The following is a 25,652-nucleotide window of genomic DNA, read 5'->3' as shown; positions in this document are numbered from 1 at the left end:
CGCGTCTATAATTTCAAATTTTATAGATAATTTTTACATAATAATTACAGATATTTAGCTAACAATTGCCCGAATTCTTGTCCAAATCCTCCGATTTGATGATTTTTGGATTGATTTTGATCCCGGATGACGTCGTAATTAATAGATCAGATTCAATTTTATAGATAATTATAAAACAACCGCCGAAGGAACCCGTCATCATGGTCCATCCTGTTACCCCCGACAGCCCTGCTGCGATCGACAATCCGGTTTTCAAAGCCGTCAAAAACAGCGTTGCGGTTTTGGCCGGTGTGGCCCTGATCACGGCAAGCGCCAAGACCACGGTTCCGTTCTGGCCAGTCCCGATGACGCTTCAAACCATGGCGATCATGGCAATCGCCCTTGCCACGGGCCCCCGCATGGCAGTTGCCACCATGCTGACCTATCTTGCCGCCGGGGCCGTGGGGCTTCCGGTTTTTGCCGGGACACCCGAACGCGGCATCGGCATTGCCTATATGATGGGGCCGACGGGCGGATATCTGGCCGGTTACCTTGTTGCGGCCGGGTTGGTCGGGGCGCTGGCGCGCGGCCGCGGGGCATTTGGGCGCTTTGTTGTCATGATGGGGGGCATGGTGCCGGTTTACCTGCTGGGGCTCGCGGGGCTTTCGGCCTTTGTTCCATCAGAAAAGGTTCTGGCACTTGGTTTTACCCCGTTCATTCTGGGTGACACGATCAAGATCGCGCTGGTTGCACTGGGCTTTGCGACGATAAGCCGCCTGAAAAACCGCAATGTGGCAGGCTGATCCGATGGCAGTCACGCAATCCGATATGCCCCAACCCGATATGGTTTCGCCCGCCACGGGCACCATTCGTCATGACTGGACCGTCGAGGAGATCGAGGCGATCTATCGCAGTCCGCTTCTGGATCTGGTCGGGCAGGCCAATGCCGTGCACCGCGCCCATCACGATCCGTCACATGTGCAAAAGGCCAGCCTGCTTTCAATCAAGACCGGTGGTTGCCCCGAAGATTGCGCCTATTGCCCGCAATCAGCCCACCATCGCGAGGTCAAACTGGGCAAGGAACAGCTTCTTGATCCGGCATCGGTCATTGAAACGGCCAAACGCGCCAAGGATGCCGGGGCTGATCGGTTCTGCATGGGGGCAGCGTGGCGTCGGGTGCGCGATGGGGCGGCGTTTGACGCGGTGCTTGAAATGGTGCGCGGCGTCGATGCGCTGGGACTGGAGGCCTGCGTTACCCTTGGCATGCTTGAACCCCATCACGCCAAGCAACTGAAGGACGCCGGACTGACGGCCTATAACCATAATCTTGATACCAGCCCGGAATTTTACGGAAAAATCATCACCACCCGCACCTATCAGGATCGGCTTGATACGCTTTCTGCGGTGCGGTCGCACGGCATTGATCTGTGCTGTGGCGGGATCATTGGCATGGGTGAAACCATCCGCGATCGGGCATCGATGCTCGCGGTTCTGGCTGGATTTGATCCCCATCCGGAAAGCGTGCCGATCAATGCGCTGGTGCCGGTGGCCGGAACGCCGCTTGCCGGGCGTGATCCGATTGATCCGCTGGAGCTGGTGCGCATGGTGGCGACGGCCCGCATTACCATGCCGACATCAATGGTGCGGCTGTCGGCCGGACGCACGGAACTGAACCGCGAAGCTCAGATCATGTGTTTGATGGCCGGGGCCAATTCGGTGTTTTACGGCGAGAAGCTTCTGACCACACCAAACCCGGAAGAAAACAGCGACAGCGCATTGTTTGCCGCCCTTGGCCCCATCGCGGCCTGAGCAACAAAACACAAGTTCAACCCCCGAATCCGTGCCGCCCGCACGGGTTCAGAGCGTGCCAGGCGCACGCTTCCAACTGGCGAAGCTCTCTATCTGCGGGAGCTTCGCCATTTCTGTTTGCGGAATGCTGAGCTGGAAATGGTTTAGTTGGCCTGCGCAGTTTCTTGCGGCTGATAGATAAAGCCATGCGCGGGATAGACACTGCCGAATGTGCCAAGCGTATTCATCATGCGCACTTCCGACCAGTCATTGTTGGGCGAAACATCGACCACCGGCTGACGGTAATGGACCTTGCCACGGGTGCGCGAATCACTGCCCCAGTTGGCGTGATTGACCAGAATCTTGCGGTTATCAAGAATTGCCGAAACCACCGCAACATGGCCAAGCTTCAAACGCGACGTCTTGCGCAGGGCCAGAACAGCACCGACTTGCGGGCGATTGCCACGCTGAAAATTCTGTTTGCCGGCCTGTGCCCACCAGGTCCATGCATCACCATAAATCTCGATCCCGGACACTTCGCGGGCATAGGGTACGCATTGCAGGAATTTGTTGGTCGGCGCAAAAGAATTAAGCCGCGAGCTTGGCACATCGACGCTGGCAAGCACTTTGACCGTATCGCTTGGCATGGGGCCGGTTGACTGGGTTGCGGAATTGCCCGTGCTGAAACACGCGGAAAGCACCAAACATAGACCTACAATCCCCAGAAACCGCATCTGAAATTTTCCCCAAATGACTCGCGTTCGCCCACCATAGGGGGCCATGCCTTAATAATCCTTTACTGCACTGCATCCGAAGATGGCGCAGACCGGCGACCAGATGCACCAATCCGGTAAAGCCGCCACAGTCCGGCACAAGCCGCACACAGGATCAGAATGCCCGAACCGCGCGCGGTATACTGGATGTTTCCGGCTTCGGATATGGCACCAAGCATGGTCCCTCCTAGCGCCATACCACCAAAACTCGTCGCACTCCAGAAGCTCATCACACGGCCGCGCAATTTATTATCGACCGTAAGCTGCAAGGCGGTTTGCGATCCCACACCGACCGCCGTCAACCCGAACCCGGTCAGCGCAATCAACCCCACCGCAAGCTCGTACCAGGGCGACCATCCAAGTCCGAACATGCCAATCGCGGCTGCAAAAGCACCGACAATGGTAATGCGTTGAAAATCAGCAGCATTTGATTTGACCCGCGACAACATAAAGGTCGATGCCACCGCCCCGATCCCGCCCGCCGAGGCCATCATACCAAGGCCGGTCACCCCGCGTTCATAGACTGCTTCGGCGAAAACCGGCATCAGTTCGATCATGCCCGTACCAACCAGTGACACAAAGCATGATAGCGCCAACACCGAACGGATCATCGGGTGATGGATCGCATAACTGGCGCCATCAACAAGGGCGGCCAGGATTCGCCGGCTTTTGGCATCGGGGGCGCGGTCCTGATGAATGGTCACAACCGAAATGACAAACACCATCGGCAAATAGCTGATGGCATTCAGCATAAAGGCCGCCCCCGTCCCCCAGGTCGCAATCACCACCCCGCCAACCGCCGGACCGACAAGACGCGAAATATTGAAATTCATCGCGGCATAGGCCACCGCACGGCTCATGAATTCACGCGGGACAATCACCGGCACCAGCGACAAGCGGATCGGGGTCATTGCACTGCCCAATATCCCCATCGACGCCGCAAGCATGATCATCCAGGGCAAAGTCATCATCCCGGCATAGGACAAACCCATCAGTACAAAAGACACAGTGGCCTGCCCAAGATTGAGCAACATCGCCGTCCGGCGCAAATCAACCCGGTCGGCCATGACCCCGAAAATCGGCCCCAAAAAAAAGGCCGGCGCAAAATTCAGTGCGGCAATCAAACCGGTCCAGAATGCCGATCCCGTTAACGACCAGGCCAGCCAGGACATGGCGATTTTCTGAATCCACAGGCCTTGTGTCGTGATGCATTGTCCGACCAGAAACAGGATGAAATTGCGATCCGAAAAGATCGAGCGCGCCTTTTCCTGCGATGGTGCGGGATTTTCGGGCCGTTTCGGTGTTTGCGGATCTGGGGCGGTTGTCGACACGGGAGCTCCGGCGATGAGTCAGAGAGTCAGAACAGCAATCCGGCCATCGGCCTGTCGGGAAATACAGGATGGAACGGCAGAAAGCCGTGATGGCAGACATTGGCAAGCGCGTGGCCGGACGAAAGTCATCAAGGCCACGACCGTCACGACAGAGTTACGCGCAGCACATTAATTCTTCGCAAATTACTTGTAGCATACCTTCCAAAGGCACGCACAAAGACACATATCAAAATGACAAAACAATCGGCACAGAACCGATAAAACGTCCTTGAAACCATTGCCTTAGGCAAACCGGGTATCGCATCACATGCCACATGATTTCCGCGATATCGAACGTGAAAAGTTCGCGATCAATGCCAAAACGTGCGAATGGACCATTCGCGCGATGACCGCCCTTAGGGCCAATATCGACATCAATATCAAGATGCACGGCCCGTGCGACCATCTAGCGCAAGGCGACATTTTCATGTTCAACCATTTTGCCCGGTTTGAAACCTTTATTCCGCAATTTCTGATCGCGCTTGAAACCGGGGTCTATTGCCGGTCGATCGCATCGGGCGAGTTTTTCGTGCAGGACAATACCTTTTCACGCTATTTGCGCGCGCTCGGCGGTGTTCCCAATGACTATGAACGCCTGTTGCCGTTTCTGGCCGAGGAAATCCTTCGTGGCGGCAAGGTGGTTGTCTTTCCCGAAGGCGGCATGGTCAAGGACCGGCGTGTCCTTTCGGAAGAACGCCCGCACCCAAAGCGCCCGGATTACAGCATCTATTCCCGGTCAGCCGATACAAGACGCGCCCATCATACCGGGGCGGCGTTGCTTGGTCTTTGTATTGACGGTTTCAAAATCGGGCTGTCGACGCTGATTGAAAAGGGCAAGCGCGATGAATTGTCGCGCTGGGCCGACATTCTGGACTGCAGCGAAGATGATCTTCGCGCAACCATTGCCAAACCGACACTGATGTTCCCGGCCAATATCACCTTTCATCCGCTTCGGGTGGATCAGAACCTGCTGGCACGGGCAGCCGACATGTTTACCGGCGGCTTAAGCCCCAAGATGGCCGAAGAACTGATCATTGAAGGCAATCTGATGTTCAAGAAGACCGATATGGACATCCGCCTTGGCGATCCGGTTGATCCACGCATGCATTTCAACTGGCTGGACCGGCGCATGCTGGCAAGACGGGTGGCACAGGCCGGCGCGATTGATGATCTGTTCAAACCGGCACGGACACTTGAAAAGGTGACGGATCGGGTGACGCAATATGCCCTGACCCGCCACATCAAGCCGCTGCGCGATCATTGCATGGCGGTGATGTATTCCAATCTGACACTCAATGTCAGCCATCTGGCATCACGCCTGATCATGATGTGGCTTGAAGACGGCGTGACCGAAATCGATATCGGTCATTTTGACAGAACCCTGTATCTGGCAATCAAGAACATCCAGCAGGCCGAAAATGTCCATCTGCATCGCGGCATGAAAAACCCGGCCGATTATGTCGGTATCTTTGAACTGAATTGTCCGCAAATCCGGTTCTTTATCGACAGCGCTGTCCAGCTTGGCCTGATCGAACGCCGGGATCAGAAATACTGTTTCCTGCCAAAATTGCAGGAACAGGCCCATTTCGACCAGATCCGCATGGACAATCCGATCATGGTCTATGCCAATGAAATGGCGCCGATTCATGCCGCCTGGCAGGCACTGGAACGCGCCCGGGTCGAAGTCGATCATCTAAGCCCGGTCGACATCGCCCATCGCCGTTTTGATGATGAAGTCCGGGCGTGGTCCTGGAATCGGGCCAAGTTCAAGGATCCGAAATACGACGCAATCAATCAGCAGGAAACCGCAACCGCGGACAGCCGTCCCTATTTGCTTCTGCCCAACGGGCAGACACGATTTGCCTGCGGGGTGCTGCTTGTCCACGGGTTCCTGGCATCCCCGGCCGAACTGCGCGAACTGGGTGATAAACTGTCCGCACTTGGCTATGCGGTGATGGGGGTGCGGCTGTCCGGCCATGGAACATCCCCCCATGAATTGCAAAAACGTACCTGGTCGGATTGGCTGGCATCGGTGCGACGCGGATACGAGATTCTGTCACCATTTTGCGAACAGGTAATCATTGTCGGCTTTTCAACTGGCGGGGCGCTTTCGGCCATTCACGCCGCAAACCACCCCGAAAAACTTGCCGGGTTGGTTCTGGCCGCAACACCGCTTAAATTCCGCAATCGCAATCTGATGTTTGTGCCGTTGCTATACGGGGCAAACAAATTGATGGGATGGATGCCATCAGCACAGGAATTGCTGAGTTTCCGGCCCAACGACTCCGAACATCCCGACATCAATTACCGCAACATTCCGATCGGCGGCCTGCACCAGTTGCGGCAAGCGGTTGCTGAAATGCAGCGCCGTTTGCCAGACCTTGAATGCCCGACACTTGTTCTTCAGGGCGATGGCGATCAGGTTGTCGACCCGGCCAGCGCAAGCATGATCCGTCGCCTTGCCTCCAAGGCAACGGAAATCGATGTTCAGATGGTCACATCCGGACGCCACGGTATCGTGACCGAAGATATCGACAACACCCAGAACCGGATCATTGATTTCATCACCGATCATTGCGCCATCCGCGAGGGCGAAGCGCGCGCCATCCCCGCAGAATAAACGCGACCTGATCAAATCGTACCAACCCCGCATTCAGACAAAAACCCACACGCATGACGCGTCGGGATCAGGGAAAAATCGAATAACGGAGCAAACATCCGATAAGCGCCACGAGTTTCCCTGGCGACCCCGGTTTCAGGGCGCAACCGCGGTTGCAGCTTGACTTTGCAGTAAAATCCACACAGTTTGGATCCATGGATACAAACATTATCGCCCAGACCCTGGAAAACGAAATTCAGTCCGGCCATCTTGGCCCCGGAACGATCCTGAAACAGGAAGAACTGGCCGCCCGATTTGGCGTCAGCCGCCAGCCGGTGCGCCATGCACTTGAACGGTTGCGGACATCCGGCCTGCTTGAAAAGCGCCCTGACAGAAGCCTTGCCGTGGTCGGGCTCCGGGCGAAAGACGTTCGTGAACTCAGCCAGATCCGCATTGCGCTTGAACAAAATGCACTGATGCTGTCCGCACCGAACCTGACGGCAAGCAATCTGCGCAAGGCGCGCCGCCTGAACGAAGACCTTTTCGAAGAAGAAGACCCCGAAACCCTTGCCGAGCTGGACCGCGATTTCCACCAAACCCTGTATGGTGGATGCGGCAATGAAAGGCTTTTGAAAATGATTGCCGATCTTCGCAACGAAGCAAGACGCGCCTATGCCCTGCAACCGATCGGATCACAGCCACGCCGCGTCTTTTACGAAGAACATAACCGCATACTTTCCGCACTCTCAGCCGATGATATCGCGGCTGCCTGTGACGTTCTTTCAACCCATATCGGAATTACGGCCGGCACATTGATCCCGATCGATGGTACATCGGGGCAAAATCCGCATCCGACATCGGACAGGACCTCGTCATGAGCAGCTTTGGCGCAAATGTTGTCTGGCAACGCGCAGAAACCGAAAAATTCACCGACCGGCGCTATTCACGTGGGCATGTCTGGCGGTTTGATGGCGGACTTGAAATCCCGGCATCTTCATCACCGCATGTGGTGCCTTTACCCTATTCGGTTGCGGAAAATGTCGATCCGGAAGAAGCCTTTGTCGCAACTCTTTCAAGTTGCCACATGCTGTTTTTCCTTCATTTCGCATCCGATGCCGGACTGGTGATTGATCGTTATGCCGATGATGCTGTGGGCCTCATGGAAACCCGTGATGGCAAAACCATGATCACCAGGGTCGTTCTGCGCCCTGACGTGACCTATGCCGGACCGCGCCCCGACACCGGAACCGAGGACGAATTGCATCACCGCGCCCATGAAGCCTGTTTCATTGCAAATTCGGTGATAACAGATGTCGTCACCGAACCGGTGCGTCACACATAAGCGCGATCAATAACCGGCAACCGGTTTTTGCGCGCAAATCGCATAGCGATGCTGCGCCCCGCGTTCCAGCCCCTTGCCAAAACTGATATGTTTTTTCTGGGCAGCATGGATCTGGCGCAAATCGAAATCGACAACAACCGGATCAAAACCGGTTCGGACCAGCATGGCCGAAACATCATTGGCGCGCGCACCTTCGGAAAAATGCACACGGGCAAGAATGTCGCGATGGGTTTGCATATGCGCCACCGGCTCGGTCGGCTTGCGCAACCCGATCGATTCGAGAAAACCCGACATCGCCTTGTTCAGTTTTGTTGCCCATGTCGGCGATACAAAATCACCATCGACAACAAGAAGCTTTCCACCCGGCTTTAAAACCCGGAACCATTCCGCAAAGGCCGCCGCCGGATCAACCAGCGTCCAGACGAGATGACGGGTGACAATCACATCGTAACTGTCATCCTCTTCGAGGGTGTGTTCCGCATCCCCCAATAAAAACCGGATGTTCGATCCCCGAAGCCGCGATTTCGCCCGGGCCTTTTCAAGCATCGCCTCAGACCAGTCCATACCGGTCACGGCAAAGCCAAGATCATGCATCAGATGGCTGATCACGCCGGTACCGCTTGCCAGATCAAGTGCCTTGCGGCCATCGGCAACCCCGAAATGCCTTTCAAACAGCGCGTGCCAGGCACTGCGTTCAGCATCGGAAAAGATTTCATGGCCGGGCTGTTCATCAAATGTTGCCGCCCGCATCGACCAATATTCCTTGATCTCGTCACGCAAATTGTAATTGCTGGCCTGGCTCATGATTTGTGGTTCTCTCTGGGTCTTCTCTGGCGGAGAATGGCAGTTTTCTGCGGTTTTTATCTAATTCAGAGGTGAATATGACACCTTTATGATAAATCAATGATTTTATTTTTGCGAAAAATATTGATTTGCATTCTCAATAACTGATAATCCGTGCCTCGGGCAATCCTAATTTGAGGGAACGGGAATGAAATTTTATGGTGCTATTGCTGCCTTGGCCATGATGGTCGCGGGAACCGCACAGGCAGCAGACTCGGTCAAGGTAACGGATGTTGCCGGCCGTGAAGTGACCGTCGAACTGCCGGTCGAACGCGTCATTCTGGGGGAAGGTCGCCTGATTTATGGTCTGGCAACGCTTGATAGCGAAGATCCCTTTGCACGTGTTGTCGGCTGGAAAGACGATCTGAAAAAAGCCGACCCGCAAACCTATGACATCTATGCTGCGAAATACCCGCGCATCGATGACATCCCGACCTTTGGCGGCATGAAAGACGGCACGTTTGATGTCGAACAGGCCATCGCGCTCAAACCCGATGTCGTCATCATGAACCTTGAAGCCAAGGGCGCGACCGAAGATGGCGGCTATGATGACAAACTGGCTGCTGTCGGTATTCCGCTGGTCTATATCGACTTCCGCGAAGCCCCGATGAAAAACACCGAAACCAGCATGAAGATCCTTGGCCAGCTGACCGGCAAGGAAGACCGTGCTGCGGAATTCATCAAGTTCCGTGCCGATCACATCCAGAATGTGCTTGATCGCATCGCCAAGGCAAACCCGGAAAAGCCGCAGGTCTTTATCGAGCGCGCGGCTGGCTATTCCGAAGAATGCTGCATGTCCTTTGGCAACGAGAATTTCGGCACCATGGTTGAAATGGCCGGTGGCGTAAATATCGCAGCCGCGATCATTCCGGGCACCTTTGGCACCATCAACCCAGAACAGGTTGTGGCATCCAATCCCGATCAGTTCGTTGGCACCGGTGCCAGCTGGGAAGCCTATTCCCCGGGCGGTGCATGGGTCGGTCTTGGCCCGGATGCCGATATGGTCGAAGCACGCCGCAAACTGGTTGGCCTGATGGAACGTCCGGCATTCACCGGCATCAAGGCTGTTGAAAACGGTCAGATTCACGCTGTTTGGCACCAGTTCTACAACAGCCCGTATCAGTTCGTTGTCATCGAAAAGATGGCCAAATGGTTCCACCCGGACCTGTTTGCCGATCTAGACGCCGAAGCGACCTTCAAGGAATTGCATGACCGCTTCCTGCCGCTTGATTACCAGCCGGGTTATTTCATCTCGGTTACGGATTCCGCGACAAACTGATGACCACAAAACAGATTTCTATTGAAGCCGGGAGCGCGCATTACAAAGCGCGCTCCTTGCGTCGTTTTTTGATCCTGGTTGCCATGGGCTGCGCGCTGTTTCTGTCCTTTGCGATTGATCTGGCAACCGGACCTGCGAATTATCCGTTATCGGACGTGATTGCCACCCTGATTGATCCATGGTCGGCCAGTGATCAGCTGCGTGTTGTGATCTGGGATATCCGCATGCCGATCGCACTGATGGCCTTGACCGTGGGGGCGGCTCTTTCCACTGCCGGTGCCCAGATGCAGACCATTCTTGCCAACCCGCTGGCCAGCCCGTTTACGCTGGGCATTTCGGCTGCTGCCGGATTTGGTGCGGCCCTAGCGCTGGTGCTTGGCGTGGCTTTGCTGCCGGCATTTGTTGATTTAATTATTCCGATCAATGCCTTTGTCATGGCCATGGCAACCGCACTGATCATTCATTTCTTCAGCCGCCTGCGCGGTGTTACGGTTGAAACCATCGTGCTTTTGGGTATTGCGCTGGTCTTTACCTTCAACGCGCTTCTGGCATTGCTGCAATATCTTGCCAGTGAACAGGCACTGGCTGCTGTGGTGTTCTGGACCATGGGCAGTCTGGTCAAGGCAACCTGGACCAAGGTTGCGGTCACCGCGATTGCGGTTGCGATTGCACTGCCGCTGTTCGTGCGCCAGGCATGGGCCCTGACTGCCCTCCGACTTGGTGATGCCAAGGCAGAAAGCTTTGGCGTGAATGTGCAGGGGCTTCGTCTACGCACCATGCTGATTGTCAGCATGCTGGCCGCAATTCCGGTTTCCTTTGTGGGCACCATCGGCTTTATCGGCCTTGTCGGTCCGCATATTGCCCGCATGCTGGTGGGCGAAGATCAACGCTTCTTCCTGCCGGCATCGGTTCTGTGCGGGGCCTTGATCCTGTCGGCGACGTCGGTTTTGTCCAAACTTCTGATCCCGGGTGCGATCCTGCCGATCGGGGTGATTACCGCCCTTGTTGGCGTGCCCTTCTTCTTCTCGCTGATTTTCGCAAGTCGGAGGAAATCATGGTAACGCTTCGCCTCAATGACATCGGCACCCGATATGGCAAGGTGCAGGTGGTATCAGGGATCACCACACCGGTCATTCAGCCCGGAACCGTTACCGCCGTGATCGGCCCGAATGCGGCAGGCAAATCAAGCCTGTTCAAACGCATTGCCGGTCTGGCAAAGGGTACGGGATCAGTTGATCTTGGCGCGATTGCCAAAGAACGCAACACGATCTGCTATATGCCGCAAGACACCGGATCAACAGCTGTGCTGTCGGTGTACGAGTCCATCATTCTGGCCGCCAAGCAGGGTTCCAGCCTGCGGGTAAAAGCCGATGAACTGGCACGAATTGATGAAATTCTGGCAGCCTTGCGCATTTCCAATCTGGCGGGTCGCAACCTTGGGGAACTCAGCGGCGGGCAGCGTCAGCTGGTCGCGATTGCCCAGACACTGGTGCGTGATCCCAAGATCCTGTTGATGGATGAACCGACATCCGCCCTTGATCTTCATCGCCAGATGGAAGTCCTGTCTTTCATGCGCGACGTTGCCAAGGGGCAGAACATCATTGTTCTGATTGCCATTCACGATCTGAATCACGCATTGCAATATTGCGATCAGGCCATGGCCATCTGTGATGGCAGGATGGTTGCCTATGGCCCCTGTGCCGATGTCATCAACAGTGATCTTCTGCGTGATGTCTATCAGGTTGACGGCCATGTCGAGCTTAATTCACTTGGCCATCGCCATATCGTTTTGCGTGGCCCCAGTGACCAAGCCCAAAGCCGCCACAGCACGGCAATCCTTCACGGTCCGGGAAATGAAACACCGCTTGCTGCCCAATAGGCAGGCGCTGTTTCTTTGTGATTAAAAACTTTGCATTTGGGGAATTTTCTGTTTCCATAGAAGCATCATGATCACCCGTTGCGGCATCCATTGGGATGATGCCGTAACCGCATGATAACAAGCATAAAAATATCATGTGATGCGATCGATGCTTCAGGAGACAGAACTTGCAGACCGGCGCGCCATTCAGTTTCGAACGCTTTACATTTCCCGATCTCAAGACCCTGTTGGCAAAGGCAAGCCCGCTTAGATCCGGCGATGTGCTTGCCGGGCTTGCGGCCGGGTCGGATGAAGAACGGGTTGCAGCGCGCTTTGCACTGGCGGATGTACCGTTAAAACGCTTCCTGTCAGAAGCACTGGTTCCCTACGAGGATGATGATGTCACGCGCATGATCATCGATGATCATGATGCCGATGCCTTTGCGCCGGTCGCATCCCTGACAGTCGGGGAATTTCGCGACTGGCTTCTGGGCGATGACGCGACCCCCGAAGTTCTCAAAAACCTTGCGCCCGGTCTGACGCCCGAAATGGTGGCGGCTGTTTCCAAACTGATGCGCAATCAGGATCTGATTGCCGTTGCCCGGAAATGCCATGTGGTGACGGCCTTTCGCAATACCATCGGGCTTCCCGGCCATCTGGCCGTCCGTTTGCAGCCCAACCACCCGACCGATGATCCGGCCGGCGTGGCGGCATCGATCCTTGATGGTCTGATGCATGGCAGTGGCGATGCGGTGATCGGTATCAATCCGGCAACGGACAGCCCCGAAGCCATGATCGATCTTTTGAAACTGATCGATGAAGTCCGCGAACGCATCGATATTCCCACCCAATCCTGCGTTCTGGCCCATGTCACGACAGCCATTGACGTGATGGCCCGCAATGCCCCGGTCGATCTGGTGTTTCAATCGATTGCCGGCAGCCAGAAAGCCAATGAAAGTTTTGGCATTACCCAATCCATGCTGGCCGAGGCCGAAGATGCCGCCAAGGGACTGAAACGCGGCACGGTGGGTAATAATGTGATGTATTTCGAAACCGGGCAGGGTGCGGCTTTGTCCGCCGATGCCCACGAAGGGGTTGATCAGCAAACCGTGGAAACCCGCGCTTATGCGGTTGCCCGCAAATATTCCCCTCTTCTGGTCAATACCGTCGTCGGTTTCATCGGGCCGGAATATCTGTTTGATGGCAAACAGATCACGCGCGCCGGTCTTGAGGACCATTTTTGTGGCAAATTGCTTGGCGTGCCGATGGGGTGCGATGTTTGCTATACCAACCATGCCGAAGCCGATCAGGATGATATGGATAACCTTCTGACCCTGCTTGGCGTTGCCGGGTGCAATTTTGTCATCGGGGTTCCCGGGGCCGATGACATCATGCTGAATTATCAAAGCACCAGTTTCCATGACGCGATGTATCTGCGTTCGGTTCTTGGACTGGAACCGGCACCGGAATTTGCCGCATGGCTGCGCAAGATGGAAATTCTTGATCAGAATGGCCGTACGCGCCCGCAGCTTGACGGGCAGGCCGCCCAGAATCTTCTGGCATGGTCGGGGGCCGCGTGATGAGCAAGCTTGCCAACAAAAAAATTCCAAGCGGCCTCGACCCCTGGAACGCCTTGCGGGTTCATACCGATGCCCGGATCGGTCTTGGCCGGGTCGGTGACGGGTTGCCAACGGCCCGGTTACTTGAATTCCAGATGGCCCATGCGCGGGCCCGTGATTCCGTTCATATGGCGTTTAAGCCAGACCGCGTACGCAGTAAGCTTGGATCGCTGGGCCTGCCCGTTCTTGATGTCCATTCCGCCGCATCGGATCGGGCGACCTATTTGCAGCGCCCAGATCTTGGCCGGTTGCTTGATGATGCGTCGCACGACACCCTGTCAGGTCATAAGGGTACGTATGATGTTGCCTTCATTCTGGCAGACGGTCTTTCGGCACGCGCCACCCATGATCATGGTGCCGACACCCTGTCACTGATCCTTGATCGATTGGGGGATAGCTGGTCGATTGCCCCGATAACCCTGGCAACCCAGTCCCGGGTCGGGCTGGGCGATGAAATCGGCGCGGCACTGGGCGCCAAACTGACCGTGATGCTGATCGGGGAACGGCCGGGATTATCAAGTGCGGATTCGCTTGGCGCCTATCTGACCTGGGGGCCAAAACGCGGTAAATCCAACGCGGATCGCAATTGTGTGTCCAATATTCGCCCGGCCGGGCTGGTCCCGAAAAAGGCCGCTGAAAAGATCGCCTATCTGATGCTTGAGGCCCGCAAGCTTGGCCTTTCCGGTGTGGCGCTTAAGGATAATTCATCCAATCCGGCGTTGATCGACGGATAAGCTGAACGGCACGGCACCCCTAGACGATCAGGTCCCCGAACCCGACATCCGTTCGAGCATGCGTTCAATGCGTTCGGCATGGGCGGCCTCGCCACGTGCCACACTTTCAAACCAGGCTGCAATGTCTTCAAGCCCTTCCTCGCGGGCAATCCGGGCCATTTCGGGATAGTGTTTTTCGGCTTCGTCCTTTTCCTGCATCAGGGCGGCCTCAAGATTGAGTTTGGTCGTCCCGAGCTCCTTGCCTGTCAGCGGGTCCCCACAGGTTTCAAGAAATTCCAGATGGCCGAAAGCATGGCCTGTTTCGGCCTCGGCCGCAGTTCTGAAAAGTTCTGCCGCGTCGCTCTGGCCTTCGATATCGGCCTGCTGGGCGAAATACAGATAACGACGGTTTGTCTGGGCTTCTGCGGCAAAGGCCGCACGCAGATTTTTCTCGGTCCGTGTACCCTTGAGCGCCATGTGCGCTGTCCTTTTTTATTGTTGGCGATCGGTTGTGAACTAACCACGCGAAAGGCGTAAAAATAAGGCGGCGGGACATGGCATCCCGCCGCCTTCTTATGTGTCTTGAAATTCGACATCGTCAACCGCTACAGGGGCAATTTGCACCGGTCAGAATGCCGATTTCATCTGCCTGTTACGCACCGATTGCGCCGCCAACAGATCAAAATTCCGGTATCAGCAGGCCTATGCAGCATCCTGTGCAGAACAATTGCGCCGCAACCGGAAAACCAGATCAACCGATGCCAGCTCGGTGCCGTTTGGCATGTTCGGAATGCCTTCGATCTGTACCGTTTCCGCCGGGATGTCGGACAAAAGCCCGTCTTCCTCGCAATAGAAATGGTAATGCGGCGCGGTATTGGTATCGAAATAGGACCGGCCCGGATCAATCACGATTTCGGTCAGCAGCCCGGCATCGGTAAATTGATGCAATGTATTGTAAACGGTTGCCAGCGACACCTTGATGCTGTTGCTCATGGCTTCGGAATGCAGCTGTTCGGCCGTGACATGGCGATGCCCGTTTTCAAACAAAAGCCGCGCAAGTGCCAGACGCTGACGCGTCGGACGCAAATTGGCATCTTTTAGCCGGTTCAGGGCGTCGGTGAATGGACGCGATGTGGTTCTCATAGTCTGCCCCTATAGTTTCCCGGGAACAGGTCCACACCTGTTCCGTTAATTCCCACGATCAGACTAGAGAACCCGGGCGCACGATTCCTTGATTTTGATCAACTCCAATAAGATGGAGAAATCAGCCCTTCCCAAACAAAAAAGGGCCGGAAAACCGGCCCTTTTCAGATGTTATCGCGAAATCAATTCGGAGATTTTTCAGAACCGCTGAACATACCTGTCCCCCGCAAAATCGCGGCTGCACCACCCAAACCGTCAGCGCCATCACCCGAAACGTACACTTCGGGGACAAGCTTTGATACCAGCTCAACTAGCTGAGGTTTTCGTTCCAGTGTCGCCAGGAACTTCTCGAGAGCCTGCAACATAACCACGCGATCCTCGCCCAAAACCTGTGCTTGGGCCATCTGCCCATCAGCCAAAGCCGTCAGATAGCTTTTTTCTGCTTCGCCAAGGTTTTTGCGCTCAAGCTTTCGCTTTTCTGAAATCTCAACATCAATCTCTGCTTTGACCAGCTCTGACTGCTGATTGGCTGTAGCACGGGATTTTTCTGTCTTGATCCGTTCATCCTGCGACAGTTTTTCCTGCTGGTAGGCCGCGGCAAGCTGGCTTGCCAGCTGCTCTCGTTGACGTGCGACCAGAAGCTCGGGCGGGATAACCGGTTCGCCAAGCCGTACTTCCTTGATGTTGATGCCTGCCTTGTCGCCTTCGACACGGACCTTCCGCTCAATGGTATTTTGCAAAGCCTCTCGATTTTCAATCAGATCAAGAACTCGTGTTTTTCGAACGGCATATCCGCTGCCGCCATCGACCCTTGGCAACTGGATCGAGCCACCAGCTACATCGCGTACAATCGAACGAATTGTTGGGGTAAGGACCCGATCTTCTATTTCGCGCAAGCTGCCAACAGACGCGACAACATAAGGCGCATTTTCACGTGTTACCTGCACAAGCACGCGAACTTCCTGCGGTATTTCCCAACCTTCGACCTTGACCACAATTGCACGGTCAGCGTCATCGTTTGGGTTAAATACAACCTTGTCTGTAGTTTCAGTCTGACCGATCTTGCCTTGTTGATCGACATTCAGTTTGATGGAACGCTTGACGTAACCGCCACGATACTTCCATGTCTGAACCCTCGTATCAACGAGGGTAACGTCATAGGCCTCGCGGTTGATGTAATAAGCATCAGGGTTGAGAACGGACTCCCAGATTCCCTTGCATCCGCGAGGTACCAACGCGACGCTCAATGCACTTACATCGCTATTTGTGATCTCCTTGCATTCAGATCCGGGACGTTCCTGAACGTTTGATTTGACCACACCAACAAACCCGGCGGGGATTTCAGTAATCAGGGTGTCGGTTGACCCGTCTGCATCGGTACGACCTTCAAGGTCATAAGTAACCTCGACATTTCCTTCACCTATTTTCACCCTGAAAAGATAAAGATTAAGCGGATAAACACCCGGTTTCAGGACAGTCGTCTGTAGACCTTTCTGCCCGCCATTTTGCAGAAAGTATGACGCATCAAGCATGTCCTTGACTTCATCTTCTGGCCAAGGGGCAGCAAAGGCCGCACCGGACGGCAACGGGTTCCCGTCGCGCGCTTCTATCAACCCGTAAAATCCCGGCGGAACCTCAACCATCGGAAGAACACTGACATCGTTGATAACAGTCAGGAGCGGCTCAAAATGGAAGCCCGGAGACAGAATTCTGGACTGAAAACCGTTTTCTCCCGAAAGTGCAATCAAACGGCCTGCTGGAAGCGAACTGCCACCATAAATGCGTTTTAAATGGGCAACCTGATTACCCCCGACATACACATAAGACGTCGAAGCAAAACAAATAAGAGCAACAAAAAGCAATGTCACTGATGCCACTTTACCGATCACCGGACGGCTTGGCGGAAGCCCTTTAACAAATATAACGACTGCAACAAGCAGAAAAATCAGACCAAGAACGAGCCAAATCATACATATCTCCCAAACAGAACGCTGCAATATCCCCGGTTAATGCAGCTTCGGTTTGCTATGTTACCCAAGATTGCAAGGCAGGCATGTGATTTTTCGCACAAATAGCAAAAAGGGGCCGGAAATCCGGCCCCTTTTTGGTTTGTTTTGCAGTCAGGAAAATCAGTCGCCAGTCATGATCCGATCGACCAGTTCCTTGACGGTCGGGATGTGACCATTGGCATAGAACGGGTCTTCGCCGAACTTGTAGGCATTGTGACCTGCAAACATCAGTTCGTTTTCAACCGCTGCGCCATGGGCGATGTTCTGAAGCGTCTTCTGAATACAGAAGGACCGCGGATCAGCGCGCTTGCCGGTCGTGCCTTCATGCTGTTCCCAGTTGGAGAACTGGCACTGTGACAGGCACCCCATGCAATCGATCTGGTCTTTTTTGATCGTCAATGCGCTTTCGGGCGTGACAAAGACCATGGTGTCATCCGGGGTCGGCATGCCTTCGGTGTAACCGGCGTCAAGCCATGCCCGGACCTTATCCGCATCGTCTTCGCGCACATAAATCGGACGACCACGACGACCCAGCGGAATACCGACATGCAGGTCGGCCTCAGCCGTACGGGAATAGCGGACCTGACGATCGGAACGCTGATGCAGATCTTCAAGGAAGTCGTTGCGCACAGCCGAGCTGTAGAAGCCCGTCGGGCTGAATTTATGCAGCGACACATCACCGTTCTGAAGACGGGTCAGGCGCTGTTTCCATTCGTCGGAAATCTCGCTTTCCTGGGTCAGAAGCGGACGGGTCCCGAACTGGAAGGCCACCGGGGCAACTTCCGGATTGTCGATCCAGTCTTCGAAATCACGCAGGAACCAGACCCCGCCGGCCATGATGATCGGAACATCATTCAGACCAACAGAATTCATGAATTCACGCAGTGCCGCGACACGCGGGAACGGATCTTCGGGCACCAGCGGGTCTTCGGAATTCGACAGGCCGTTATGGCCACCGGCACGCCACGGATCTTCATAGACCACGCCGCCCAGCCATTCCGGGGTCTTCTTGTATGACCGCAGCCACAATGCACGGAAGGCACGGGCCGATGACACGATCGGATAGTAATGGACACCATACTGGGCCGAAATCTGGGCAATCTTGTATGGCATGCCCGCCCCACAGGTTACCCCGTGAATCAGGCCTTTTGCACCTTCAAGAACACCATGAAGGATCGGTTCGGCACCACCCATTTCCCACAGCACGTTCATATGCAAACGGCCTTCGCCATTGCGCATTTCATGTGCGATCTGGGCCTGGGCAATACCGCCGCGGATACCATAGGCAATCAGTTCCTGATGGCGGTCACCGCGGGTTTTTCCTGCATATTCGATCGGAACCAGATTGCCGTTCTCGTCATACGAGTCAGCATTCACAGCGGAAAAAGTCCCGATACCGCCGGCAGCAGCCCATGCGCCGGAACTTTTACCCGTCGATACAGCAACGCCTTTGCCACCTTCGATAACCGGCAAGACTTCTTTACCCGACATGACGAGCGGATTAAGGGCTTTCAACTTCGTCTCTCCCATTCGGCATTTGCCAGCGACACCACGGTATCGCTCAGAGTGCCGGGCGACGTCTTGTTTTTATCGTCGCCCGGCATACCGTTCAGCTTATTCGGCGTCGCCTGCTTCGAGGTCGGCACCGGTTTCCTGATCGACACGCTTCATCGACAGCTTGATTTTGCCGCGATCATCGAAGCCGATGACCTTGACTTTAACTTGGTCGCCTTCTTTCACGATATCCGAAACCTGTTTGACACGCTCAGGTGCCAGTTCGGAGATGTGAACAAGACCGTCGCGGGCGCCGAAGAAGTTAACGAACGCACCGAAATCAACAGCCTTAACGACCTTACCGTCATAGATATGGTTCAGTTCAGGTTCTGCAACGATGGATTTGATCCAATCCACAGCCTGCTTGCCTTTTGCACCGTCGGTATGTGCGACAGTGATCGAACCATCGTCTTCGATGTCGACTTTTGCACCGGTTTCTTCGCAGATTTCACGAATGACCTTGCCGCCCGAACCGATGACGTCACGAATTTTGTCTTTCGGGATCGAGAACTGGGTGATGGTCGGCGCATTGCCCGAAACTTCACCGCGTGCTTCCGGAAGGGCCTTGGCCATTTCGCCAAGAATATGCAGACGACCGTCACGGGCCTGTTTCAGCGCGATCTGCATGATGTCTGCGGTCACCGAGGTGATCTTGATGTCCATCTGAAGCGAGGTGATGCCGTTTTCGGTACCGGCAACCTTGAAGTCCATGTCGCCAAGGTGATCTTCGTCACCCATGATATCGGACAGAACGGCAAAGTCGTCAGCTTCCTTGATCAGGCCCATGGCGATACCGGCAACCGGACGTGCCAGCGGAACACCGGCATCCATCATGGCAAGCGAACTTGCGCAAACGGTTGCCATCGACGAAGAACCGTTCGATTCGGTGACTTCGGAAACGATACGGGTGGTGTAGGGGAAGACATCCTTGCTCGGCATCAGCGGATGCAGGGCACGCCATGCCAGTTTACCGTGACCGATTTCACGACGGCCAGGCGAACCCATACGACCAGCTTCACCGACCGAGTAGGGCGGGAAGTTGTAATGCAGCATGAAGCTTTCACGATATTCACCGTCAAGCGCATCAACGATCTGCTCGTCCTGACCGGTACCAAGGGTAACAACAGCCAGTGCCTGGGTTTCACCACGGGTGAAGATCGACGAACCGTGCGAGCGCGGCAGAACCGAAACTTCGCCCATGATCGGACGAACGTCAGCACCGGTACGGCCATCAATACGTTTGCCGGTTTTCAGGATCGCACCGCGAACGATGTCTTTTTCCAGATCCTTGATGATCGAGGAAACTTTGCCTTTGAGTTCGTCAGGAACTTCATCGCCAAGTTTCTCGACGATTTCTGCCTTGGCAGCGGCAACAGCGGCCGAGCGTTCCTGTTTGACGACATTGGCATAGGCAGCGGTCAGGCTATCAGTGCCAAGGGCTGCGATTTTTTCGACCAGCGCATCGTAGCCGTCCGGAAGTTCTGCAACTTCGCGCGGTTCCTTGGCAGCTTCTTCTGCCAGTTCGATGATCAGGTCAAGAACGCCCTGGAACTGGTCGTGACCAAACTTGACAGCGCCAAGCATGATTTCTTCGGACAGTTCGGATGCTTCGGACTCAACCATCATCACGCCGTCACGGGTACCGGCAACAACAAGATCAAGGTCGCTTTCCTTGATGGCTTCGGTCGACGGGTTCAGGAGGTATTCACCATCCTTGTAACCAACGCGCGCAGCACCGATCGGGCCGAGGAACGGCAGACCGGAAATGGTCAGTGCGGCCGAGGTACCGATCATCGCAACCACGTCCGGATCGTTTTCCATGTCGTGCGACAGAACGGTACAAACGATCTGGGTATCGTTGCGATATTGCGGGTGGAACAGCGGACGGATCGGACGGTCGATCAGACGCGAAACCAGGGTTTCCTTTTCCGACGGACGGCCTTCACGCTTGAAGAAACCACCCGGGATTTTGCCAGCGGCAAATGCTTTTTCCTGATAGTTGACGGTCAGCGGGAAAAAGTCGACATCCGGGCGCGGCTGCTTGGCGCCAACAGCAGTACAAAGAACGACGGTTTCACCATAGGTTACCTTGACGGCACCATCGGCCTGACGGGCAATCTTACCGGTTTCAAGAACCAGTTTGGCATTGCCCCACTGCATTTCCTTACGGACGACATTAAACATTATTTTCTCTTCCTCTTACAAACCTCTGGCGGACCCGGAATACTACACGAGTTCCGAACACATTAATTATGAGGCTTTCATAACAGCGTCATAATTAATGGGTCCGGCGTAAGCATCGGGTCGGCCCATCCGACCCAGCTTCTCGTGTCCCGATCCACCGGAACAATAAAAAACGACGGCGGAGGTCACCCTCCGCCGCAGTTTGAAATCAGCGGCGAATACCGAGGCGTTCGATAACGCTCTCGTAACGCGACTGGTCTTTGCGCTGCAGATACTTCAGCAGGCGGCGACGCTGACCAACCATCATGAGAAGACCACGACGGCTATGGAAGTCGTGGTTATGTTCTTTCATGTGCTCGGTGAGGTTCTTGATCCGCTCGCTCAGGATTGCAACCTGGACTTCGGGGGAACCGGTGTCACCGTCTTTCTGAGCGTATTCTTTGATCAGCTCAGCTTTGCGTTCAGCAGTAATCGACATCAGGCATCCTTTCGCCTTTAGAGATTAAAAACACGCACAGGCCGTATTTCGCCACCATTGATCTCCGCCAACGCAACCGCGCGGTCATGGAGCATGGCACAGACGATTTCGTCCTGCACGACGGGGTTTTCGAGAGCATTGCGCTTTGCGACCGGCAACAGCCCGACAGGCTGGCCAGACGAAAGGCGTTGCGCCTCGACTTCGGTCAAGGCCAGCGCCGGGATGTCGTCCAGCGCGGTCTCAACCGGAAGCATTTTCTTCATCACCTCTTCGGGGTCCATCTCCAGCAATTCCTGCAGGGGGATGGCGTTTTCCTCCGAAAACGGCCCCGCCGATGTCCGGCGAAGCGCGGCGATATAGCCGACAGTGCCAAGGCGCAGCGCAATATCGCGCGCCAGTGATCGCATATATGCGCCTTTGCCCGATACAACATCGAACACGGCATGATCGCGATCCGGCATTTCGACCAGTCGAAGATCCTTGATCAGAATCGGACGCGGCTTCAACACCACGTCTTCATCGCGACGCGCAAGATCATAGGCACGCTTGCCATTGACCTTGATCGCCGAAAACTTTGGCGGCACCTGCTGGATTTCACCGATAAATTCACCCAGCACAGCCTTGATTTCGTCTTCAGTCGGACGGTGGTCGGAGGTTTCGATAACCTCGCCCTCGGCATCGTCCGTGCTGCGTGCTTCGCCGAATTTCAGCGTCACACGATAACTTTTGCTGCCATCCATGACATATGCAACCGTTTTGGTTGCTTCGCCAAAGGCAATTGGCAGAACGCCCGATGCCAGCGGATCAAGCGTTCCGCCATGTCCGGCCTTGTTGGCATCCAGCAGGCGACGCACCTGATTGACCACCGTTGACGAGGTGATCTCCAGGGGCTTGTCGACCGCCAGCCAGCCATTAATGCTTTTACCGCGACGGCGACGCGCCATCAGTCGTCCTCATCTTCCTGGTCACCAGACCGGCCATCCACCAGATCCTGCGCGACATGCGGATCACGCAGCAGGGCGCCAATATGGTCGGCGACATCAAAACTTTTGTCTTCGACAAAACGCAATGCCGGCACGTATTTCATGTGCACCGTATGGGCCACATGGTTGCGCAGGTGTCCTTTCTGACGCGTCAACGCCTTGAGCGACGTTTCGGCCTCACCGCCGCCAAGCGGGGTAAAGGATACCATAGCATTGCGCATATCCGGTGAAAGATTGACGCCGGTAATGGTTACCGGGCGACGGGTCAGGTCCGGATCGTAAATATCTCCACGCTCCAGCGCCTGCGACAGCGCCTGACGGATTTCTTCCGCCACTCGGAGCTGTCGCTGACTTGGTGCTTTGGCTGGTTGCTTCGCCATTTCAGTTCCTCACCGTCTTACAGTTCGACGGCAATTTCCTCGTTCTCGAAGCACTCGATCATATCGCCAACCTGGAGATCGTTATATTTGGCGAACGACATGCCACATTCATAGCCCTCGCGGACTTCTTTGACTTCGTCCTTGAAGCGACGGAGCGTGGACAGCTCGCCAGAGTGAATAACGACATCGTCGCGCAGCAGGCGGACACCCGCGCCGCGTTTGACAATACCCTCGGTGACCATACAACCGGCGATCTTGTTGCCAGAGATGGTGAAGATGTCGCGGATTTCTGCATAGCCCAGGAACTTCTCGCGAACTTCCGGAGACAGCATGCCCGACAGCATCTTTTTGATGTCATCAGCAACATCATAGATGATCGAATAGTAACGAATATCAACGTTGTCGCGGCGGGCCTGTTCACGGGCCTGCTGGTTTGCACGAACGTTAAAGCCGATGATCAGTGCATTGGATGCACGGGCCAGCGTCACGTCGGATTCGTTGATACCGCCAACACCGCTATGCAGAACGCGAACCGATACTTCCTCGTTACCGAGTTTCTGAAGCGTCCCGATAAGGGCTTCGACAGAACCCTGCACGTCACCCTTGATGACGATCGGCAGTTCTTTGACGTCACCGCTCTGCGAGAACATGTTCTCAAGCGCGGATTTCTTCATCGCGGCAGCCTGGGTTTCACGAATACGGCGCTGACGGAAGTCGGAAACTTCGCGGGCCTTGGCTTCGTTTTCAACGACCACAAAGTCATCACCGGCAGACGGAACACCGTTCAGACCGGTCACCTCGACCGGCATGCCCGGAATTGCTTCCTGGACACGGGTACCGTGATCGTCAACCAGCGCACGGACACGACCCCATTCCGGACCGGTGACAAAGATGTCACCGGTGCGCAGCGTACCGCGCTGAACCAGGACGGTCGCGACCGAACCACGGCCTTTTTCCATGCGGGCTTCGACAACAACACCGTCGGCAACACGTTGCGGGTTGGCCTTAAGGTCCAGAACCTCTGCCTGAAGAAGGATTGCTTCTTCAAGTTCGGTCAGACCGGTGCGCTGTTTGGCCGAAACTTCGACCGCCTGAACGTCACCACCCATTTCCTCGACCACGACTTCGTGCTGAAGCAGTTCGGTCTTGACCTTGGACGGGTTGGCACCCGGCTTGTCGATTTTGTTGATCGCGACAATCATCGGAACACCAGCCGCCTTGGCATGGCTGATGGCCTCAATCGTCTGCGGCATGACCGAGTCATCGGCAGCAACAACCAGAACCACGATATCGGTGACCTTCGCACCGCGCGAACGCATTTCGGTAAATGCGGCGTGGCCCGGGGTATCGATGAAGGTGATCTTCGAACCGGTTGCCATGGTGACCTGATAGGCACCGATATGCTGGGTAATGCCACCGGCTTCGCCGCCGGCAACGTCGGTTGAACGCAGCGCATCAAGCAACGAGGTTTTACCATGGTCAACGTGGCCCATGACGGTCACGACCGGCGGGCGACCGACCAGCTGCTCTTCGCTGTCATCTGCAACAACCAGTGCTTCTTCGACGTCTGCATCGGAAACACGTTTTACATTGTGACCGAATTCTTCGACCACGAGCTGTGCCGTATCGGGATCGAGGCTCTGGTTGATGGTCGCCATGACGCCCATGCTCATCAGAGTCTTGATCACGTCGGCTGCACGTTCAGCCATACGGTTGGCCAGTTCCTGAACGGTGATAACGTCCGGGATGGTCACGTCACGCACGATTTTCTCTTTCGGTTTCTGCGGGCCCATGGCACGGGCTTTGGCTTTGGCCTGCTGGCGCTTGATCGATGCCATGGAACGACGACGGCCACCTTCGTCACCGGTCATTGCATTGGCGATCGACAGCTTGCCACGACGGCGACCATCATCAGCCTTGCCACGGTTTGCACGGCCCTGGGCTTCTTCTTCGGCGCGCTTGCGCGCGGCCTTGCGTGCATCTTCCTCGTCCTGCTCCTTACGGCTTTTCGGCTTGGCAGTCGCAGGGGCAGCGCGACGACGTTCTTCGGGAACCAGCGGTTCTGCCGGTTCGCCCATGATCACATCGTCTTCCTTGGCTTTCGGCGTAGCAGCCGGTTTCGGCTTCGAGGTCTTGCCTTTGGCAGTCGAGGCAGCAAGCTGTTTTTCAACATCTTCAACAGAAACTTCGTCCTTGTCCTTGGCTTCTGCTTCTGCCGCTTTGGCTGCTTCGGCAGCCTTGGCTTCCTCGGCCTTGCGGGCTTCTTCCTCTGCGGCCTTGCGGGCAGCTTCTTCACGCGCACGGATTTCGGCGTCGGCCTCTTCCTGCTTGCGGCGCTCTTCAGCAGCCTTCAAAGCAGCCATACGGGCAGCACGCTCGCTATCGGTCAGGTTGCCGTGATCTTCGGCAGCCGGGCGCGATTTCGGCTCTTCGACCGGTTCCTTTTTGGCTTCTGGTGCCGGCGTTTCAGCCGGTGCCTGTTCAGCAACGATATCCTTCTTCACTTCACGGAAGCGACCGGATTCGTTCTTTTCGAATGTACGCTTCTTACGCACTTCGACGGTCACAGATTTGGACCGTCCATGCGAGAAGTTTTGGCGAACCTGCCCTGCCTCGACCGTCTTGCTCAATTCAAGCTTCGATCTGTTGAGGCTCAGCGGTTTCTTCTCCTGATCGCGATCACTCATAATCCGTCCAACTTCCTCATTTCCTGCGGGATCGACTTCCAATGCCGACCCTGTCCTGTCCGTCCGGCGCC

The 25,652-nt window shown here is 55.5% G+C and carries 22 protein-coding genes; 10 read left to right on the top strand and 12 right to left on the bottom strand.

All coding sequences use genetic code 11. The features are described 5' to 3' along the window. Nucleotides 1-200 precede the first annotated feature (200 nt). Entirely contained in the window at nt 201-782 is a 582-nt protein-coding gene (locus tag CU041_RS10210; protein WP_101246787.1) for a biotin transporter BioY, read from the top strand. Between the two features lie 4 nt (nt 783-786). Beyond that, nucleotides 787-1,788 (top strand): biotin synthase BioB, encoded by a 1,002-nt coding sequence (gene bioB, locus CU041_RS10205; RefSeq protein WP_233433074.1) that lies wholly within the window; start codon nt 787-789, stop codon nt 1,786-1,788. A 143-nt stretch (nt 1,789-1,931) separates the two neighbouring features. On the opposite strand, the gene CU041_RS10200 is transcribed toward bioB, so the two are convergent. Next, a complete protein-coding gene (locus tag CU041_RS10200; protein WP_233433073.1) occupies nt 1,932-2,414 on the bottom strand; it encodes a CHAP domain-containing protein in 483 nt (160 codons plus the stop codon). 149 nt (nt 2,415-2,563) lie between these two features. Further along, the gene (locus CU041_RS10195; protein WP_233433072.1) at nt 2,564-3,871 is read right to left on the bottom strand and encodes an MFS transporter; all 1,308 of its coding nucleotides are present in this window, start codon (nt 3,869-3,871) and stop codon (nt 2,564-2,566) included. A gap of 307 nt (nt 3,872-4,178) precedes the next feature. On the opposite strand from CU041_RS10195, the gene CU041_RS10190 reads away from it, so the two are divergent. The 3 genes from CU041_RS10190 (at nt 4,179) to CU041_RS10180 (ending at nt 7,851) form a co-directional block, all read left to right on the top strand. Further along, nucleotides 4,179-6,530, top strand: coding sequence for an alpha/beta fold hydrolase (locus tag CU041_RS10190; protein ID WP_101246784.1), 2,352 nt, complete (start codon nt 4,179-4,181; stop codon nt 6,528-6,530). Between the two features lie 194 nt (nt 6,531-6,724). Further along, nucleotides 6,725-7,387 carry a GntR family transcriptional regulator gene (locus CU041_RS10185; protein ID WP_101246783.1) on the top strand — a complete coding sequence of 221 codons (663 nt, stop codon included), beginning with the start codon at nt 6,725-6,727 and terminating at the stop codon, nt 7,385-7,387. Then, entirely contained in the window at nt 7,384-7,851 is a 468-nt protein-coding gene (locus CU041_RS10180) for an OsmC family protein (RefSeq protein ID WP_101246782.1), read from the top strand. The genes CU041_RS10185 and CU041_RS10180 overlap by 4 nt, the downstream gene beginning before the upstream one ends. 6 nt (nt 7,852-7,857) lie before the next feature. On the opposite strand, the gene CU041_RS10175 is transcribed toward CU041_RS10180, so the two are convergent. Beyond that, nucleotides 7,858-8,655, bottom strand: a complete 798-nt coding sequence (locus CU041_RS10175) for a class I SAM-dependent methyltransferase (RefSeq protein ID WP_101246781.1) — start codon at nt 8,653-8,655, stop codon at nt 7,858-7,860. A gap of 187 nt (nt 8,656-8,842) precedes the next feature. Here CU041_RS10175 and CU041_RS10170 point away from each other — a divergent pair, with 187 nt between their 5' ends. The 5 genes from CU041_RS10170 to eutC all read left to right on the top strand — a co-directional run bounded on the left by CU041_RS10170 (nt 8,843) and on the right by eutC (nt 14,184). After that, entirely contained in the window at nt 8,843-9,973 is a 1,131-nt protein-coding gene (locus tag CU041_RS10170; RefSeq protein WP_101246780.1) for an ABC transporter substrate-binding protein, read from the top strand. Beyond that, entirely contained in the window at nt 9,973-11,034 is a 1,062-nt protein-coding gene (locus CU041_RS10165) for a FecCD family ABC transporter permease (RefSeq protein ID WP_101246779.1), read from the top strand. Before CU041_RS10170 ends, CU041_RS10165 begins: the two co-directional genes overlap by 1 nt. Continuing rightward, complete coding sequence (locus tag CU041_RS10160) at nt 11,028-11,852, top strand: ABC transporter ATP-binding protein (protein WP_101246778.1); 825 nt, start codon at nt 11,028-11,030, stop codon at nt 11,850-11,852. The genes CU041_RS10165 and CU041_RS10160 overlap by 7 nt, the downstream gene beginning before the upstream one ends. A gap of 167 nt (nt 11,853-12,019) precedes the next feature. Next, nucleotides 12,020-13,411 carry an ethanolamine ammonia-lyase subunit EutB gene (locus CU041_RS10155; protein ID WP_101246777.1) on the top strand — a complete coding sequence of 464 codons (1,392 nt, stop codon included), beginning with the start codon at nt 12,020-12,022 and terminating at the stop codon, nt 13,409-13,411. Further along, the gene (gene eutC, locus CU041_RS10150) at nt 13,411-14,184 is read left to right on the top strand and encodes an ethanolamine ammonia-lyase subunit EutC (protein WP_101247033.1); all 774 of its coding nucleotides are present in this window, start codon (nt 13,411-13,413) and stop codon (nt 14,182-14,184) included. The genes CU041_RS10155 and eutC overlap by 1 nt, the downstream gene beginning before the upstream one ends. Nucleotides 14,185-14,211: 27 nt before the next feature. Here the strand turns inward: eutC and CU041_RS10145 are convergent, their stop codons facing one another. The 9 genes from CU041_RS10145 to infB form a co-directional block, all read right to left on the bottom strand. Further along, nucleotides 14,212-14,640, bottom strand: a complete 429-nt coding sequence (locus tag CU041_RS10145; protein WP_101246776.1) for a rubrerythrin family protein — start codon at nt 14,638-14,640, stop codon at nt 14,212-14,214. Between the two features lie 225 nt (nt 14,641-14,865). Next, nucleotides 14,866-15,306: an iron response transcriptional regulator IrrA gene (gene irrA, locus CU041_RS10140; RefSeq protein ID WP_101246775.1), complete on the bottom strand. Its 441-nt coding sequence runs from the start codon at nt 15,304-15,306 to the stop codon at nt 14,866-14,868. Between the two features lie 182 nt (nt 15,307-15,488). Then, a complete protein-coding gene (locus tag CU041_RS10135) occupies nt 15,489-17,276 on the bottom strand; it encodes an SPFH domain-containing protein (RefSeq protein ID WP_101246774.1) in 1,788 nt (595 codons plus the stop codon). A gap of 159 nt (nt 17,277-17,435) precedes the next feature. Continuing rightward, nucleotides 17,436-18,830, bottom strand: a complete 1,395-nt coding sequence (locus tag CU041_RS10130) for an NAD(P)H-dependent flavin oxidoreductase (RefSeq protein WP_101246773.1) — start codon at nt 18,828-18,830, stop codon at nt 17,436-17,438. 99 nt (nt 18,831-18,929) lie between these two features. After that, complete coding sequence (gene pnp / locus CU041_RS10125) at nt 18,930-21,053, bottom strand: polyribonucleotide nucleotidyltransferase (protein WP_101246772.1); 2,124 nt, start codon at nt 21,051-21,053, stop codon at nt 18,930-18,932. Between the two features lie 208 nt (nt 21,054-21,261). Next, on the bottom strand, nt 21,262-21,531 hold the full coding sequence (rpsO, locus tag CU041_RS10120; RefSeq protein ID WP_101246771.1) for a 30S ribosomal protein S15: 270 nt from the start codon (nt 21,529-21,531) through the stop codon (nt 21,262-21,264). Between the two features lie 17 nt (nt 21,532-21,548). Next, complete coding sequence (gene truB, locus CU041_RS10115) at nt 21,549-22,475, bottom strand: tRNA pseudouridine(55) synthase TruB (protein WP_101246770.1); 927 nt, start codon at nt 22,473-22,475, stop codon at nt 21,549-21,551. Then, nucleotides 22,475-22,894, bottom strand: coding sequence for a 30S ribosome-binding factor RbfA (gene rbfA / locus CU041_RS10110; RefSeq protein WP_101246769.1), 420 nt, complete (start codon nt 22,892-22,894; stop codon nt 22,475-22,477). The genes truB and rbfA overlap by 1 nt, the downstream gene beginning before the upstream one ends. Nucleotides 22,895-22,911: 17 nt before the next feature. Then, entirely contained in the window at nt 22,912-25,581 is a 2,670-nt protein-coding gene (gene infB / locus CU041_RS10105; RefSeq protein WP_101246768.1) for a translation initiation factor IF-2, read from the bottom strand. Nucleotides 25,582-25,652 lie beyond the last annotated feature (71 nt).

This window comes from Thalassospira povalilytica (assembly GCF_002844235.1).
Taxonomy (GTDB): Bacteria; Pseudomonadota; Alphaproteobacteria; order Rhodospirillales; family Thalassospiraceae; genus Thalassospira; species Thalassospira povalilytica.
Note: the sequence above shows the minus strand (reverse complement) of the source record. Positions and strands in the feature narration are given on the sequence as shown.

What these genes read in the sequence shown, in the direction of transcription:
- CU041_RS10175 (WP_101246781.1), bottom strand. Translation starts at nt 8,655, where the DNA reads ATGAGCCAGGCCAGCAATTACAATTTGCGTGACGAGATCAAGGAATAT.
- CU041_RS10135 (WP_101246774.1), bottom strand. Translation starts at nt 17,276, where the DNA reads ATGATTTGGCTCGTTCTTGGTCTGATTTTTCTGCTTGTTGCAGTCGTT.
- irrA (WP_101246775.1), bottom strand. Translation starts at nt 15,306, where the DNA reads ATGAGAACCACATCGCGTCCATTCACCGACGCCCTGAACCGGCTAAAA.
- CU041_RS10200 (WP_233433073.1), bottom strand. Translation starts at nt 2,414, where the DNA reads ATGCCAAGCGATACGGTCAAAGTGCTTGCCAGCGTCGATGTGCCAAGC.
- CU041_RS10190 (WP_101246784.1), top strand. Translation starts at nt 4,179, where the DNA reads ATGCCACATGATTTCCGCGATATCGAACGTGAAAAGTTCGCGATCAAT.
- infB (WP_101246768.1), bottom strand. Translation starts at nt 25,581, where the DNA reads ATGAGTGATCGCGATCAGGAGAAGAAACCGCTGAGCCTCAACAGATCG.
- rbfA (WP_101246769.1), bottom strand. Translation starts at nt 22,894, where the DNA reads ATGGCGAAGCAACCAGCCAAAGCACCAAGTCAGCGACAGCTCCGAGTG.
- bioB (WP_233433074.1), top strand. Translation starts at nt 787, where the DNA reads ATGGCAGTCACGCAATCCGATATGCCCCAACCCGATATGGTTTCGCCC.
- CU041_RS10165 (WP_101246779.1), top strand. Translation starts at nt 9,973, where the DNA reads ATGACCACAAAACAGATTTCTATTGAAGCCGGGAGCGCGCATTACAAA.
- rpsO (WP_101246771.1), bottom strand. Translation starts at nt 21,531, where the DNA reads ATGTCGATTACTGCTGAACGCAAAGCTGAGCTGATCAAAGAATACGCT.
- truB (WP_101246770.1), bottom strand. Translation starts at nt 22,475, where the DNA reads ATGGCGCGTCGCCGTCGCGGTAAAAGCATTAATGGCTGGCTGGCGGTC.
- CU041_RS10180 (WP_101246782.1), top strand. Translation starts at nt 7,384, where the DNA reads ATGAGCAGCTTTGGCGCAAATGTTGTCTGGCAACGCGCAGAAACCGAA.
- eutC (WP_101247033.1), top strand. Translation starts at nt 13,411, where the DNA reads ATGAGCAAGCTTGCCAACAAAAAAATTCCAAGCGGCCTCGACCCCTGG.
- CU041_RS10185 (WP_101246783.1), top strand. Translation starts at nt 6,725, where the DNA reads ATGGATACAAACATTATCGCCCAGACCCTGGAAAACGAAATTCAGTCC.
- pnp (WP_101246772.1), bottom strand. Translation starts at nt 21,053, where the DNA reads ATGTTTAATGTCGTCCGTAAGGAAATGCAGTGGGGCAATGCCAAACTG.
- CU041_RS10145 (WP_101246776.1), bottom strand. Translation starts at nt 14,640, where the DNA reads ATGGCGCTCAAGGGTACACGGACCGAGAAAAATCTGCGTGCGGCCTTT.
- CU041_RS10210 (WP_101246787.1), top strand. Translation starts at nt 201, where the DNA reads ATGGTCCATCCTGTTACCCCCGACAGCCCTGCTGCGATCGACAATCCG.
- CU041_RS10170 (WP_101246780.1), top strand. Translation starts at nt 8,843, where the DNA reads ATGAAATTTTATGGTGCTATTGCTGCCTTGGCCATGATGGTCGCGGGA.
- CU041_RS10160 (WP_101246778.1), top strand. Translation starts at nt 11,028, where the DNA reads ATGGTAACGCTTCGCCTCAATGACATCGGCACCCGATATGGCAAGGTG.